Annotated in this window: 15 protein-coding genes; 7 read left to right on the forward strand and 8 right to left on the reverse strand. The window is 64.6% G+C overall.

Annotated features, from left to right (window positions below; all coding sequences use genetic code 11):
* The first annotated feature begins 178 nt into the window (after positions 1 to 178).
* A complete protein-coding gene (gene fer / locus E2L06_RS00490; protein WP_130499356.1) occupies positions 179 to 568 on the forward strand; it encodes a ferredoxin Fer in 390 nt (129 codons plus the stop codon).
* 128 nt (positions 569 to 696) lie between these two features.
* Here the strand turns inward: fer and E2L06_RS00495 are convergent, their stop codons facing one another.
* From E2L06_RS00495 to E2L06_RS00510, 5 genes are all read right to left on the reverse strand, one after another.
* Complete coding sequence (locus E2L06_RS00495; protein ID WP_138777587.1) at positions 697 to 1203, reverse strand: HPP family protein; 507 nt, start codon at positions 1201 to 1203, stop codon at positions 697 to 699.
* 126 nt (positions 1204 to 1329) lie between these two features.
* Positions 1330 to 2121 carry a sulfite exporter TauE/SafE family protein gene (locus E2L06_RS00500; protein ID WP_138777589.1) on the reverse strand — a complete coding sequence of 264 codons (792 nt, stop codon included), beginning with the start codon at positions 2119 to 2121 and terminating at the stop codon, positions 1330 to 1332.
* A gap of 300 nt (positions 2122 to 2421) precedes the next feature.
* Positions 2422 to 4389 carry a primary-amine oxidase gene (locus E2L06_RS00505; RefSeq protein ID WP_138777591.1) on the reverse strand — a complete coding sequence of 656 codons (1968 nt, stop codon included), beginning with the start codon at positions 4387 to 4389 and terminating at the stop codon, positions 2422 to 2424.
* A gap of 382 nt (positions 4390 to 4771) precedes the next feature.
* Positions 4772 to 5119 (reverse strand): P-II family nitrogen regulator, encoded by a 348-nt coding sequence (locus E2L06_RS22940; protein WP_394348726.1) that lies wholly within the window; start codon positions 5117 to 5119, stop codon positions 4772 to 4774.
* Positions 5112 to 6458, reverse strand: a complete 1347-nt coding sequence (locus E2L06_RS00510; protein WP_394348727.1) for an ammonium transporter — start codon at positions 6456 to 6458, stop codon at positions 5112 to 5114. Before E2L06_RS00510 ends, E2L06_RS22940 begins: the two co-directional genes overlap by 8 nt.
* A gap of 415 nt (positions 6459 to 6873) precedes the next feature.
* Between E2L06_RS00510 and E2L06_RS00515 the strand changes: the two genes are divergently transcribed.
* A complete protein-coding gene (locus E2L06_RS00515) occupies positions 6874 to 7701 on the forward strand; it encodes a TrmB family transcriptional regulator (protein WP_138777593.1) in 828 nt (275 codons plus the stop codon).
* A 72-nt stretch (positions 7702 to 7773) separates the two neighbouring features.
* Entirely contained in the window at positions 7774 to 8802 is a 1029-nt protein-coding gene (locus E2L06_RS00520; RefSeq protein ID WP_138777596.1) for an A24 family peptidase, read from the forward strand.
* Here the strand turns inward: E2L06_RS00520 and E2L06_RS00525 are convergent.
* Positions 8797 to 9024 (reverse strand): hypothetical protein, encoded by a 228-nt coding sequence (locus E2L06_RS00525; protein WP_138777598.1) that lies wholly within the window; start codon positions 9022 to 9024, stop codon positions 8797 to 8799. The two genes, E2L06_RS00520 and E2L06_RS00525, sit on opposite strands and share 6 nt — an antisense overlap.
* Before the next feature lie 79 nt (positions 9025 to 9103).
* The gene (locus E2L06_RS00530) at positions 9104 to 9523 is read right to left on the reverse strand and encodes an HIT family protein (protein WP_138777600.1); all 420 of its coding nucleotides are present in this window, start codon (positions 9521 to 9523) and stop codon (positions 9104 to 9106) included.
* Positions 9524 to 9914: 391 nt separating this feature from the next.
* Between E2L06_RS00530 and E2L06_RS00535 the strand changes: the two genes are divergently transcribed.
* The 3 genes from E2L06_RS00535 to E2L06_RS00545 all read left to right on the forward strand — a co-directional run bounded on the left by E2L06_RS00535 (position 9915) and on the right by E2L06_RS00545 (position 12512).
* Positions 9915 to 10991, forward strand: coding sequence for a hypothetical protein (locus E2L06_RS00535; protein WP_249361348.1), 1077 nt, complete (start codon positions 9915 to 9917; stop codon positions 10989 to 10991).
* Positions 10979 to 11659 (forward strand): NTP transferase domain-containing protein, encoded by a 681-nt coding sequence (locus tag E2L06_RS00540; protein WP_138777602.1) that lies wholly within the window; start codon positions 10979 to 10981, stop codon positions 11657 to 11659. The genes E2L06_RS00535 and E2L06_RS00540 overlap by 13 nt, the downstream gene beginning before the upstream one ends.
* Before the next feature lie 154 nt (positions 11660 to 11813).
* Complete coding sequence (locus E2L06_RS00545; RefSeq protein WP_138777604.1) at positions 11814 to 12512, forward strand: glycerophosphodiester phosphodiesterase; 699 nt, start codon at positions 11814 to 11816, stop codon at positions 12510 to 12512.
* A 59-nt stretch (positions 12513 to 12571) separates the two neighbouring features.
* On the opposite strand, the gene E2L06_RS00550 is transcribed toward E2L06_RS00545, so the two are convergent.
* Positions 12572 to 13270, reverse strand: coding sequence for a uracil-DNA glycosylase family protein (locus tag E2L06_RS00550; RefSeq protein WP_138777606.1), 699 nt, complete (start codon positions 13268 to 13270; stop codon positions 12572 to 12574).
* A gap of 120 nt (positions 13271 to 13390) precedes the next feature.
* Here E2L06_RS00550 and E2L06_RS00555 point away from each other — a divergent pair, with 120 nt between their 5' ends.
* The gene (locus E2L06_RS00555) at positions 13391 to 13621 is read left to right on the forward strand and encodes a hypothetical protein (RefSeq protein ID WP_138777608.1); all 231 of its coding nucleotides are present in this window, start codon (positions 13391 to 13393) and stop codon (positions 13619 to 13621) included.
* The last annotated feature ends 53 nt before the right edge of the window (positions 13622 to 13674 follow it).

Raw genomic sequence — 13674 nt, forward strand, 5'->3', positions numbered from 1 at the left:
GGCAATTATTTCGATCAACTGGCCGTTCGTGAGACAAATTTTCACTTCTCACCCCGTGGCTCCCACTATCGTTCACCAAATCCTGTCTATCTTGGATTCGAATTGGTCGATCCTGACTCAAAGACGATTGAGGTCTGAACAGCAAGCTATACCAGTACGGCGCTCGAACCGGGGAGTGATGCCCACGGTAGAATACCTCAACTACGAAGTACTGGACGACCAGGGCTGGGACATGGACGACGACGACCTCTTCGAGCAGGCCGCTGACGCTGGCCTCGACGAGGAGGACTACGGCTCGCTCGACGTCGCCGAGGGCGAATACATCCTCGAGGCGGCCGAGATGCAGGGCTACGACTGGCCCTTCTCGTGCCGTGCCGGTGCCTGTGCGAACTGTGCCGCCATCGTCAAAGAAGGCGAGATCCAGATGGACATGCAGCAGATCCTCTCCGACGAGGAGGTCGAGGACAAGAACGTCCGTCTGACCTGCATCGGTTCGGCCGAGACCGACGAGGTCAAAATCGTCTATAACGCAAAGCACCTCGACTACCTGCAGAACCGCGTCATTTAAACGGCACACCGCGTGTCGACAGGTGACCGTCGCCCCACTGTGGGGCTGTTTTTCGCGCCGACCGTCACAACCGCTCGAGTAGCGACCGGGTCGAACGGGCAACTGTGGCTCGATGTCGCCCGACAGGCTCAGTGCTCGACTGACATGTAGTCACCGAACGCCCGTTCGTGCGTGACAAACTCGTGTGCGCCGACGAGGCTGACCACGGCGACGACGATGAGTGTCGCGTCGACGAGCGACGGGAGCAAGCCGAGTGCGACGATCAGCGTCGTCGCGCAGGCCGGCGGGTGGCCCGTCTCGGTCGCGAACATTCCGCCTGTGGTCAGTGCGACGGCGACGACGCCGCTGGCGACGAGTCGGAGCTGGGCGGTGGCGAGCATCGGTGCAGCCACGGTCACCTCGAGCCCAGGTGCGATCGTATGATAGGTGAGTAGGCCGGCGACGACGCCGACGAGGTGGCCGCCGATCACCCGTCGCGGCGTGACCGTTTCGCCGCTGCGAACCGTCGCCAACAGGAACGCGGAGGGTCCGAGGCTCGGAAAGATCAGCGCCTGTCCGCTCACCCAGGCCAGGACACCCGGAACTGCGAGCAACACGCCGACGTACAGGGTCGCAAACGGCGCGTCCTCTCTCATTGCAGTCGCGTTGGAGGTGTGAACGGATAGACGCAGTGTTTCGGCCTCGTCTCGAGTCGCCGATCACTCGAGGCACGCTCGCTGTGAGTCTTCGAGAAACACTCTATCGCCCGGCGGCGGTCGCCATCACCGAGCTGCCAGGAGTTCGGCGTGGGGGAGCATCGGGTGTGGCACGTGAACCCCGAGGGCCATCAGCCCGTGGGCGACCAGGACGTATCCGAGCGCGACGAAGACGATGCCGAGGGCGCGGTGCAACCGCTCGGTGTGGAGTGGGTCGAGCGAGTTGATCGCCGTTCCGTAGAGGAAGACGGCCGGGAACGTCCCGAGGCCGAGCGCCGTGAGCGCGGCAGCGCCGGTCGCGGGGGAGCCGATGGCAAACGAGTAGACGAACGCGGAGTACAACATCGGACAGGGGAGCAGGCCGTGGGCCAGCCCCAGCCCGAAGATGTGCCGCCCGGACGCCCAGTCGTCGATGCGGCTCGAGGCCGCGCGCAGCAACTGATCGATCCCGAGACCTGGGAGCGGGAGGCTGTGCAGCCCGACGTCGGACTTGCCGACGACGTGTCCCAGCCCCAGACCGATCACGAGAACGCCGAGCGCGACGCCGACCGATCCTCTGACTACGTTCGTGACGGCGAGAACCGAGTCGGTCGTCACGTACAGGACGCCGCCGAGCGCCCCGAAGAGACCACCGAGCGTCGCGTAGCTGACGGTTCGGCCGAGATTGAACAGGCCGTGGCGATACATCGCTCGCCTGGACGGCCGACGCGAAGCGCCCCCGTCGGTTCGCACCGAGCCTGCCCCGTCGTACAGCATTATCAGCGGGCCGCACATGCCGACACAGTGAACACCGCCGAGTAGGCCGATGCCGAACAGCAACAGGAAGTCGGTTCGCACGATCGCGGCGAGGTCGATCATCCGTGACCCCCCGCCCGCGCCGGCGACCGGGCGAGCGTTCCCGAACGATGTTTCGGTTGCCGCACTCGAGCCCTCCGTCGAATCGAACCCATGATATCGATACCCAGGGCTCGAGCGATCAAGGTGTCTCGTTACCACTCCACAGTTGTTGGGAGGAGGGCCGACCACGCAACGGAAAAGGACCAGCTGGGCCGGGGGCGGGGTCGTCTCGCTACCAAGACGGACGACTGTCAGTGGGTGCCGGCCGGCTGGCCGCCACCGTCCTGCGGGCCCACCGGGACACAGTGACAGCAGACCGTATCAGTCGTCACAGTCCGCACAGTCGTCGCTCGGGGCCGTGATGTCGTAGTCGGTGTGACACGGCTCGGGCGGCAGCGAGATCGACGGGTTGCTGTCGAGGAACCCTTCGGGTTTGAGATGGAAACTCGCGATCTCGACCGGGAGGATGGGCCAGTCTTCCGCACTGGGGACGTGGTTGACCCCCTGGGTGTACCAGACGACGAGGTCCTCGTCGACGAGCGACCGGTCCTGTTCCGTCCACTCGGGCAGCCCGGTCGTGTCGTCGTTCAGGTTCGGGTAGTCGCCCGCAGCGAAGCGCTCGTCGTCGTCGTACGGCGTCACCCAGAAGTTGTTCTGGATGAACCCCGAGCGCTCCATGTAACTCGAGGTCGGCTTCATCGGCGCCGAGACGTTGGTGTGTGGCTCGAGTTTGTAGCCACAGCTGCGTCCGTAGGAGTTTTCGGTCTCGCTGCTGGCGATCCGCCAGTAGCGCCCACGGAGTGGATCGATGTCCTGTCGGGCCTCGTTTTCCCGTTCCAGCAGCGTTTCTTTCGCCCGGAACGCGTTCTTCCGGTTTCGTTCGCTGCCCGTCGGCTCGTTGTGGACCTCGTAGGCCCGCATCGGACTCTCGTCGATGTCGAAGTCCAGCCGGAAGTTGAAGAAGTGCTGGTGAATCGGGGCCTTCAGTTGTGGTGCGACGATCGCGTACTGGCCGTAGGTATCTTCGGCGGTCTCGTCGGCCGGGATGACGCCATTCGAGTCGACACCCGTCAGTCGCACCTCGGCTTCGATGCTGCCGTCGGGGTAGAAGTACCAGTAGAACCCGTAGTCGTAGTTGTACACCGTCGCGATAAAGGAGATGACGAGACGGCGGCGACGCCGCACCTCGGTGTGTGGTTTACGCTCTTCGGTGTGTTTCCAGAGGATGCCGTCGTCCTCTTCGTGCATACAGATCGCACTTTCCAGGGTTTCGGCCTCGCCCTCGATGGTGTTCATCTCGACGTCGAAGTACTTCATGACGCCGAGACAGTCACAGCCCTCGGTGAGTCGGTTGGCCATTCGCCCGACGTGGTACTCGCCGATGTCGAAGGCGTTCTTCCAGGAATGGTTTGGATCCGGATCACCGTACGGGACGGCCATCTCACAGGCGGATGCGCGGTGGAGGATCCGTCGCGACTCGTCGCCGTCGTCGAATTTCACGTCGTGGAAGACGAGTCCTTCACGGGCGGTCCAGCCGACTTGCAGCTCCCAGTCGAGCCATTCGACCGTGTTGCCGTCGACCTCCCAGCTCGGGCCGTCGGGCTGGACGACGTCGAGGTGCTCGAAGTCGTCTCTGGTTTCGACCCTGTCGGCTCGGTAGTCGGCGTCCTCGGGCGGCAGCGGGTTGTCCGGATCGGGTACGCCGTTATCCTCGATCTCGACGACTTCCATCTCGTCGAGATCGACGAACGCGAACAGCCCCTCGATCGGCCGCGCGCGACCGTTGTCGTGTTCGCTCGTGCGAATCCACGAGATCGCCCGACAGAGGCGTTTCTCCTTGTGGTCCTCGGGTTCGAACCCGCTGGCCGACCAGGGGTCGACCATGACCAGCTCGAAGTTCTCGACGCCGCGTTTCGCCGCTGCGGCTTGCCAGTCGGGATCGGTCTTGACGACCTCGCGGGCTTCCTCGATCTCTTCGGGCATCACCGCGGGCTCGACGTCGGGCAGGTGCTCGTACTCGAGAACGCTTTCCTCAGCGAGCGAGACGGTCGCCTCGTAGGTCTCCCCTGCCTCCCGCGCGACGATCAACACGTCCCGATCGAACGCATCGCCGGGCTCGAACGTCCGGATATCTGCCTTCGGCGGCTCCTCGAGCGTGACGTTGTGGTACTGTACTTCGTCGCCGAGCTCGGTTTCGGCCTCGAAGATCTCGACGGCTGCCTCGATCTCGTCGGCGGCCAGCGGATCGAGCGGATGATCGACAGTCGTGTGTTCTCGTTGTGTACTCATGGTTTAATTTGGCTCGTTCACCGGACGTTCGTCGAGCGAACGGGCCGACGATTTACTCTGTGGTCGGTTTCGCCTTGGCGGTTGTTTACAACCCGACCGTAGTAACTGACGGGACGACGCCGACGAGGGGAGACCGACGGCTCACCGGACGATGACTACGGGAGAATCGATAGGAGAGATAGAATCGCGTCCGGCCACGGCCCCGCCTGATACGGGCTACTGTCACGATGTCCCGGTGGGCCCGCAGGACGTCGCGGGTGTCCGGACATGACTGACAGGAGTCCGTATGAACGGGACCAGGCGCGGTCTCGAGCGCCCGTCGCCGCTGTCACACGCCGTAGAGCAGCTAGTTGGGCGGGCGCTCGTCGCGTCCGTGACCGGCTCAGACCGCGTCCGTCCCGATGGCACCGGTTCGAATCTGAGTGGCCTGCTCGACCGGCAGGACGAAGATCTTGCCGTCGCCCGGGTCGCCGGTGTGGGCGGCGTCGGCGATGGCCTCGACGACGTCGGCCGCGGGCACGTCAGCGACGACACACTCGAGTTTAATCTTCTGGCGGAGGTCGACCGTATACTCCTCGCCGCGCCACTGCCCCGTTTTGACCGGTTGGGAGCCGCGACCGGAGACGTTCGTGACCGTCAGCGAGGGTGCGCCGACCTCGGCGAGGGCTGTCTTGATCTCGCCGAGTCTGTCGGGACGGACGTACGCGATGACCAGCTCGATGTCAGTCATCGTCAGTCACCTCGCCGCCGTCGGCCGCTGGCGTGCCCTCCGGCGGACCTCCGGGCGTAGTGACGTCGTTGACGATGTTCTTCCCGAACTCAGGGTACGTTTCGATGCCGTGTTCTGCCGCGTCAAGTCCCTCGATCTCTTCATCGCGGCTCACGCGCGCCCAGCCGACGGCCTTCAACGTCCCGTAGACGAGCAGCGTGATCCCGGCCGCCCAGGCGCCGAGGACGACGACACCGGCAATCTGCGCGACGAGCTGGGAGACGGCAAACGTCGATGTCGTGTCGACGAAGGGGACCGCGAGGGCACTGAGGAGGCCGGCCGACCCGTGGACCGGGAAGACCGCGCACACGTCGTCGATACCGGCGCGCTCAAGGCCCTCGAACACCAGCGGGACCTGTATCCCGGCGATGAGGCCGACCACGAGCGTCCCACCCCAGCTCGAGACCGCCGCGATCGAACAGACACTGACGAGGCCGGCGAGGAGGCCGTTAGCGGTCATGAGGGTGTCGACCTTGCCCCGGCGGACGTATCCGACGGCTGCAGCGCCGATGCTACCGGCAGCCATTACCAGGGCCGTGTTGAGCGCCACCCGACCCGCGTAGGCGTAGTCGCCAAGCGCCAGCTCCCCGCTGTCGGTGACCTGGAAGACCTCGACTGCGGTCCCGACGTTGAAGCCGAACCAGCCGAACGCGAGGATGAGCGTTCCGAGGATCGCGTAGGGCAGCGAGTGACCGGGGATGACGTTCGCGGAGCCGTCGTCGTCATACTTGTCGATCCGCGGACCGATGACGTACGCGGCGGTCAGCCCACAGACGCCGCCGGTCATGTGGACGACGGCTGCGCCGGCGAAGTCCTGAAAGCCCAGTTCCGCCAGGAACCCGCCACCCCAGGTCAGCCCCGTCGCGACGGGGTAGATGAGCGCCCCGACGACCACCGTGAACACGAGGTAGCCGCCTAGCTGTGCCCGCTCGGCGACGGCTCCGGAGACGATCGACGCGGCGACCATCGAGAACGCCGCCCCGAACAGCCAGTTCGCCCAGACCGTCGACCCGCCGTTGAGGTAGCTGAACGCACCTGCCGTGCTCCCGCCGGTCGTCACCGCGGCGACGAGCGCCGACACGCCAGCCCCCACGAAGAAGTAGGCCATGACGCCGACCCCCCACGTGAGCACGTTCTTCGTCAGCTGGTTCGCGACGTTTTTCGACCGGACCTGGCCGGACTCGAGCATGCCGAAGCCAGCGTGCATGAAAAACACGAGGAAGGCCGCGACGAGGACCCACAGGAGGTTGACCCCTTCGGCGATCGTCGCCGGATCGGCCTGGAGCGGGAGGGCTAGCATCGACCCACCCCGCTAGCGCTGGCCGGCGGCCGGTGCTGACCTGTCGACTGGCCGTCGATACGCGTGCTCGCGCGATCGGACGACGCCCGATTCCGACTCGATACGACGACGGATCCACGCCGACGCTCGATATCTAAAGCCATTGCGTGTAATTCGGATTTTTGTGCACACATGTTTTGACTATCTATGGTAATCGAAACGATTGGGTCTCGATGGGAGCATATATAGACGATTGTGTGTTATACGCTGGTCACAACTGGTCGGTAGTAAGCGACCGGTCGCGGAATACATGATAATAGCATTCTACCGCGATAATACAGACGTGTGTATGGTATATTCACGAATACTGTCGGTATAACCGTTATATTTGTACTATAGGGAAAGTACTTCAAATAGGTGCCACTGTCAGGTTCGTATGGGAACCGAGCCGTCGATGTATCTCAAAGAACTCGGGCTGTCCGAATACGAGGCGGGTGCGTATGCCTGTCTCTTGCGACGGGGTGTATCGACCGCACAGGAGGTCTCTGACGGGGCTGGCGTTCCGCAACCGCGAGTGTACGACGCTCTCGACGACCTCTCAGAGAAGGGCTTCGTCGACATCCAGCCGGGCCGGCCCAAGAAGTTCGGGCCAGTCGACCCCGACGCCGCGATCGAGCGCTTCTGTGAGTTCAAACAGCGCCAGTACGACGACGAACTGGCCCACATGCACCAACTCGGCGAACAGTTAGTGGAGGCCGTCGACGACGACGCGGCATCGACCGAACAGTCGGAAATCTGCTGGACGTACGCGGATCGCCACCGCATCCTCGAGAAACTCGCCGAGCTCACGGCCGCGGCGACATCGGAGATCAGGATGATCACCACGCCGGCCAGTTTCGAACGCATGCTCAACAACCACGTCGATGAACTGGCACAGAAGGCCGCCGCTGGGACGCGGATTCAGGCGGTCGTCTCGGACGACGGCGTGATCTCGCCCGCCGTCGCCGACCGTGCCGCGGAGATCATGGACGTTCGACGCGTCCCGAACGTCGAGGGACGGATCTACCTCTACGACGACGCACACGTTTTGGTCGCCTTCGCCGCCAACAACGCCGACGGCTACGTCGGCATCTCGACGACGAGCGATACCCTCTACTGGACGCAGTCACAGCTGTTCGACCTGCTCTGGAAAAACGGTCGAGAGACGACCCACCGCGCCGCCAGTCCCGACGCTGGCACCGCTCGCGCCGGCGACGACGTTTAACGGCTCCTCGAGTGAGGGGGTCCCGTCGAGTGAGCCGAAACAATAACGCCGTCGCGCTCGAGAAAGCAGGACGTGACGCTCGCTGGCGCCGTCGCGACGGGACCGGATCTCTGCCGGCTCCTCGCCGTCCCGGTTTTCGCCTGGGTCGCCTACCGCGATCTCGAGACCAGACGCGTCTCGAGTAGCGTCTGGATTCCCCTCTCGCTTTTGGGGACCGTCCTGCTGGTCTGGGACGGCTGGCTAGCCTGGACTGCTGGCGGGACCGGCTGGACCTACGACTTTCTCGTGCCGACGGCGCTTAGCCTGGGGCTGGTCGTCCCGATCGCCTACCTGTTCTGGTGGGTCGGCGGCTTCGGCGGGGCCGACGCGAAAGCCCTGCTCGTGTTGGCCGTGTTCTTCCCGACCTTCCCCGAGTACGCGCTGGGGTCGTGGACGCTGCCCCTCGAGACGCCCCCACTCGGGACGTTTTCGTTTACGATCCTGACCAACGCCGTCCTCGTCGGGATCACGCTGCCGCTCTTCCTCGCCGTTCGCAACGCCGTTGCGGGCCGGATCGCGCCGGTGATGTTCGTCGGCTGGCCGATCTCTTGGGAACGGATTCCCGACACGCACGGCAGCCTGCTCGAGACGCCGGCGGGGCTCACCCGGAGCGGGCTCGATCTCGATGCCTTGCGGATGTACCTCCGCTGGCGGGGGCTCTCGCTCGCGGCGTTGCGTGAGCACTCCGAGCGCTATCGCGATCCGGCAACCCTCCCTGCCGAGCCGAACCCGCCGACCGACGGGGCCGTCACCGCCGACGAACCGACGCGCGGCGACGGCGGTACGCTCGCGTCGGACGGCGATAGCGCAGCCCCCGAAGCCGAGGACGGCTCGGCGACTGACACTGAGCACGACGACCCGTGGGGTGCCGAGGCGTTTCTCGACGACATCGAGGGCTCGGCCTACGGGACGACCCCCGAGACGCTCCGTGATGGACTCGAGGTGCTCGCCCGCGAGGAGACGGTCTGGGTCTCGCCGGGAACGCCGTTTCTCGTCCCGGTGTTCGCCGGACTGGTGATCGCGCTCGTCTACGGCGATCTGTTGCTGGGGACGCTGCTATAGGGTTCGCTCGTACAGTGGGACAAACACTGTCCAAACGAGCACGAACGCCGTCCCGACGCCGATCAGCGCCAGCCACGGATCGCCCCTGCCGGTCGGCACACCGCTCGCAAGGAGGAGGAACGTCCCCGCAAAGAGCAGACAGGAGACGAGGACGCTGCCCAGCTCGAGGGCCATGGCGACAGGGTACTCGCGAACCTGGGCGACGATATCGGCGAGCGTCATACGCGAGACTCACACGCGGGGAGTAAAAATAACACGGCAGTGTGCCAAACCGATGCTGAAACCGTGATCCGTGGTCGATTCAGGCTCGAGATTCGATATCGCCGGCGATGTCGTCGAGCTCGTCGTCGTCCAGCTCGGGTCGCTGGCCGAACATGGCGTGGATGGGGCCGGCGTCGTCGTCCTCGAAGCGGGGGACGATGTGACAGTGGACGTGAGGCACTTCCTGGCCGGCCGCTTCGCCGTTGTTGAACGCGACGGTCGTCGCGTCGGCGTCGACGGCGTCCTCGACAGCCGGAACCATGCGGTGGGTCGTCGCATAGAGATCCGCGGCGACGTCGTCGGGCACGTCGTCCAGCCGTTCGTACTCGTCTTTCGGAATTACCAGCGTGTGGCCAGGTGACAGCGGGTTGGCGTCCAGAAAGGCAACCGTGGTTTCGTCTTCGTAGACGATTCGTGCAGGGATCTCTCCTTCAACGATCTGCGTGAAGATCGTACTCATACGCGAGTGTGTGTTGGCCCACTGTAAGAAGGTTATCGCCCGCGCGTTACGGACAACCGGTGGCGACGAGCCGACGAGGCGACTGTCTTCCCCACCTTTCGAGTGCGAAATTACACTCGAAATGTACGTTTCTGATTTACATTCAAGCTATCCATCCATCGAACCACTGAAACTATTATAATGATTGCCGGGTTAATAGCGGGTATCGTTTAATCGACTCCGGCACGAAAATCCGTTCCGACGACCACCCGCCGCGCGCACGCCATTTGCCATGGCCGGGAACGCAGCGATGGGTCGGGGCCGAACGGACGGGTAGCGCCGAGTCCGATCGACCGATTTCAGCAATTAGTCGACAACGAAAGCGGCACTCGCCCGCTTCCGACATCGGCCGGTGGAATCCCGCCACACCGTCAGCGTACCGTCTCGAGGACGGCGGACGAAGGGGCTCGAGGACGCAGAGCGGAGAGAAGAGGCTCACACGATGGGAACGATACTGTACGCCATCGAGCGACCGTTCATGCGAAAGACGTTCGAGGCGATCGACCGCCACGTCGACAGCGAGTCGGCGTACATCCCGGTTCGAGCGGATGCCCGCGGCTGTAGCGACCGCATCGAGGAAATTGATGTTGACGATCCCGGTGCGGTCGACGAGAACGTACGGGCGATTGATCCCGACGTGGTCGTCTACAACCACCGGTTCGGCATCGACCGTTTCACATTCTACGAGGAGTACCCGCTCGTGCACGTGCGCCACGGTGCGTCGATCGGTCGCGGCGAAGTTTCCGTGACGGCGACGACGATCTTGGAGCACGTCAGCGTTGCACTCGCGCCGGGCGAGCGATGGGCGACGGCCTACCGGGACGCCGTGCCGCCCGACGTACTCGTCGCCGTCGTCGGTATCCCGGAAGCCGACGTGCTGGTCGATTCGCCGCCACCCCGCGAACGGCGGGTGCTGTACGCGCCGACCAACTACATGGTCGGGCGGGGCGCGTACGCGAACACGGCCCGCTCGGTCGTCGAGTGTTTCGCCGACAGTGAGTACGAACTACTCTTTCGCCCCCATCCGACTGACAGACGCGAGGGCCCGGGACTGCCCGTCACGCGAGCGTGTCGCGATCGGATCGCAGCGCTCCCGAACGTCGTCTTCGACACGACCACGACGCCCGCCGAGAGCATGCGCCGGTCGGACGTGCTCATTTCGGATTACTCCGGATCGATCGCCGAGTGGCTCCACACGGGCCGGCCGCTGATCCAGTTGACCGATATCGACGCGCCGGACCGCGAGGTGCCGCGGATCGGTACCACGACTGAGGCGATCGACCTCGAGCTCGTCGATGACCGCTATTGTAACGGCGAACCCGCGGCCGTCGCTCGGCGACGCGCCGCGTGGCTCGCAGACCTCGGCATCCCGATGGACGGCCGCGCGGGCGAACGCGCCGCCGAGGAGGTGATGCGATGCGCGGCATAATCTTGGCCGCAGGCGAGGGGAAACGGATGGGACACCACACCGACGACGTCCCGAAAGCCTTCCTCGAGTTCGACGGACGGACGCTGTACGACCGCCAGCGCGGGCTGCTCGAGCCACACGTCGACGGCACGAGCATCGTGCTAGGCTATCGCCACGACACCGTCCTGGATCGGTACGATCTCCGCGATCCGATCGTCCTCGCGGACTGGGACCGGTACGAAAACGCCGCCTCGCTGCTCTGTGCACTCAGGCGCATCGACGACGACCTGCTCGTACTCAACGGTGATATCCTCGTCGACGAACGCGAGATCGGGCGGCTGACCGAGCAGTTCGACGCGCTCAGGGGCCGGCTCAACCTCGTCGGCTGCATTCCGGGGCTCCAGAGCGAGGAAACCGCGATCCGCTGGGACGACTCGGGACGCGTGACGGCCTACGGCCTCATCGAGGGCCATCGACACGCCGGCTTCGGCATCGTGAGCCGCAAGCACCGGACGGCGGCAATCGAAATCCTCCGCGATCGATTGGACGATTGGTATCCCTATCTCTACCCACGCACGCCGACACAGCCGCTGTTGATCCCGGCCACCCGTCACGTCGAGGTCAACCGGCCGGCCGATATAGAGCGTGCTCGAGCGTGGCTCGCGTCAGAGCGGATTCAGTGTGCGTGATCGACGAGCGGACGTGACGGATGCAACGACGTTGCGTCGTCACTGACTGTCGATTACCGAGATAGTACGGAAGGCGATACATTCTGCACAATTGGCCACGTTCACGCGAGGGAAACAAAATATTGATGCGTTCTGACTCCTGCGATTTCGATAGATGGAGATTATCGGCCATCGTGGCTGTGCAGCGCAGGTTCCGGAGAACACACTCCTCGCGATCCGTGAAGCCGCTCGCCGACTCCCCGCTGTCGAGGTGGACGTGCGGCGCTGTGGATCGGGTGAACTGGTCGTCGTGCACGACGAGAGCTTAGGTCGTGTCGCCGACGTCGATCGACGAGTTGCAGAGACGCCGTGGTCCGAGCTGCAAGAACTCACCGTCCTCGAGTCGGACGAGTCGATTCCGCGCCTCGAGGCGGTGTTGCAAGCCGTACCGGACGACGTTACCGTCCAGCTCGAACTGAAAGAGCACGGCATCGCGGCGGATACGTTGCAGTTGGCGATGGCGGCTGGCGCGGACGTCCGCGTCTCGTCGTTCCTGCCGGAAGCGATCGCGGAGATCGACGCGGCCTGCCTCGATGTCCCCAACGGATTGCTCTTCGGCGAGGAGCCCGCGACCAACCTCTCGCGGGCCCTCGAGTACGACTGTACGCACGTCTTCCCGCATTATGACCTCTGCGTCGAGACGGACATCGTCCCTAACGCGCGCGAGCACGACCTGAACGTTATTGCCTGGAAGGCGGCGCGGACGGTCAACGACGTCCGTACCCTCCACGAACTCGGTGTCGACGGCGTGACCGCGGATCGCTGGGACATCGCCCCGCCAGCGCTCCAGCCGACGGTCACGACGCAGGGGTAGTCACGAATTGTCGGCCGGAAGCGCGACTCGAGCACCGCGAGCGTCACGTCCTGCACGCGTTAACGGCTTTCCCCCGCCGTTCTACGGCAGTCCTCGATCGTCTTCCCGATCGCCTCGAGATATTCCGCTGGCTCGTAGTCGAGCCGACCGATCCAGACGTCTTGATAGGAGGGGTGCAGAATCGGAACGAGCCAGACATCGAGTCGCTCACACCACACCGGCTCGAGCACGCTGTCGAGAAAGCCCTCGAGGTCCCGGCCCTCGGCTGCGAGCACGCTCGCCGTCGCGTGTTTGCCGGTCGCGAGCACCACCGTCGGCTCGATGGCCTCGAGTTCGGCCAACAGGTGCGTCCGACAGGTCGCCCGTTCCTCGTCGGTTGGCTCGCGATTCGTGGTGGGATCGTCGGGGTCCGCGGGGAAGCATTTCACCGCGTTCGTGTAGTAGGCGTCCGCGTCGTCGCCGACCCCCTCGAGCATCCGGCGAATGCGCCGCCCAGAATGCCGTGAGGTGTAGGCCTTGCCGGTCCAGTTGCCGCCTTGCCAGCGCTCCGCGTCTGGGTTCCCGTAGCCGGGTGCCTCGCCGACGACGACGATGTCGGCGTCGCGATCGCCGGTCCCCCACGAAATACACTCGCGCGAGTCGGCGAGGGCGGGACAGCGCGCGCAGTCGGCCGCGAGGACGTTGCGACCGGTCGGATAGGCGGGTTCGCCGGCTGCCGAGTCGCCGTCGCCGTCGGTGTCAGAGTCGGACGCGGGCACGCTCGAGTGTCCGTCGCCGAGCCAGTAATGCGAGTCGATTCGGCACGATAGCGACCCCGTGTCATAACGTTGCACGCGAGGGGACAGGTTTACCTTGACTGGGTGGCTACCGGCGTGGTAATGACATCGATCGGTCCGGAACTGCTCGCGGAATCACTCTCGCTGATCGTCTACACCGTCGTCGCCGGCGTGTTGACGGTCGGCGGTGCACTCGTCGAACAGGCCAGCCTCCAGCACCTCGGTGCCGGCGAGGCGATGATCGCGCTGTGGCTGGCCGCCCTCGGCGGCGTCATGCTCTACGCGGGCGTGTACGGGCTCGGCTATAAGAAAGTCCTCGCAGCATACGTCTGAGCGATCGCGACTCGGGTTTGTGTACTGATCAGCGGGGTTCGGAGTAACCCGCA

Origin of the sequence: Haloterrigena sp. H1, from assembly GCF_005938085.1 — an archaeon.
GTDB lineage: Archaea > Halobacteriota > Halobacteria > Halobacteriales > Natrialbaceae > Natrinema.

What these genes read in the sequence shown, in the direction of transcription:
- fer (WP_130499356.1), top strand. Translation starts at nt 179, where the DNA reads ATGCCCACGGTAGAATACCTCAACTACGAAGTACTGGACGACCAGGGC.
- E2L06_RS00495 (WP_138777587.1), bottom strand. Translation starts at nt 1,203, where the DNA reads ATGAGAGAGGACGCGCCGTTTGCGACCCTGTACGTCGGCGTGTTGCTC.
- E2L06_RS00500 (WP_138777589.1), bottom strand. Translation starts at nt 2,121, where the DNA reads ATGATCGACCTCGCCGCGATCGTGCGAACCGACTTCCTGTTGCTGTTC.
- E2L06_RS00505 (WP_138777591.1), bottom strand. Translation starts at nt 4,389, where the DNA reads ATGAGTACACAACGAGAACACACGACTGTCGATCATCCGCTCGATCCG.
- E2L06_RS22940 (WP_394348726.1), bottom strand. Translation starts at nt 5,119, where the DNA reads ATGACTGACATCGAGCTGGTCATCGCGTACGTCCGTCCCGACAGACTC.
- E2L06_RS00510 (WP_394348727.1), bottom strand. Translation starts at nt 6,458, where the DNA reads ATGCTAGCCCTCCCGCTCCAGGCCGATCCGGCGACGATCGCCGAAGGG.
- E2L06_RS00515 (WP_138777593.1), top strand. Translation starts at nt 6,874, where the DNA reads ATGGGAACCGAGCCGTCGATGTATCTCAAAGAACTCGGGCTGTCCGAA.
- E2L06_RS00525 (WP_138777598.1), bottom strand. Translation starts at nt 9,024, where the DNA reads ATGACGCTCGCCGATATCGTCGCCCAGGTTCGCGAGTACCCTGTCGCC.
- E2L06_RS00530 (WP_138777600.1), bottom strand. Translation starts at nt 9,523, where the DNA reads ATGAGTACGATCTTCACGCAGATCGTTGAAGGAGAGATCCCTGCACGA.
- E2L06_RS00540 (WP_138777602.1), top strand. Translation starts at nt 10,979, where the DNA reads ATGCGCGGCATAATCTTGGCCGCAGGCGAGGGGAAACGGATGGGACAC.
- E2L06_RS00545 (WP_138777604.1), top strand. Translation starts at nt 11,814, where the DNA reads ATGGAGATTATCGGCCATCGTGGCTGTGCAGCGCAGGTTCCGGAGAAC.
- E2L06_RS00555 (WP_138777608.1), top strand. Translation starts at nt 13,391, where the DNA reads ATGACATCGATCGGTCCGGAACTGCTCGCGGAATCACTCTCGCTGATC.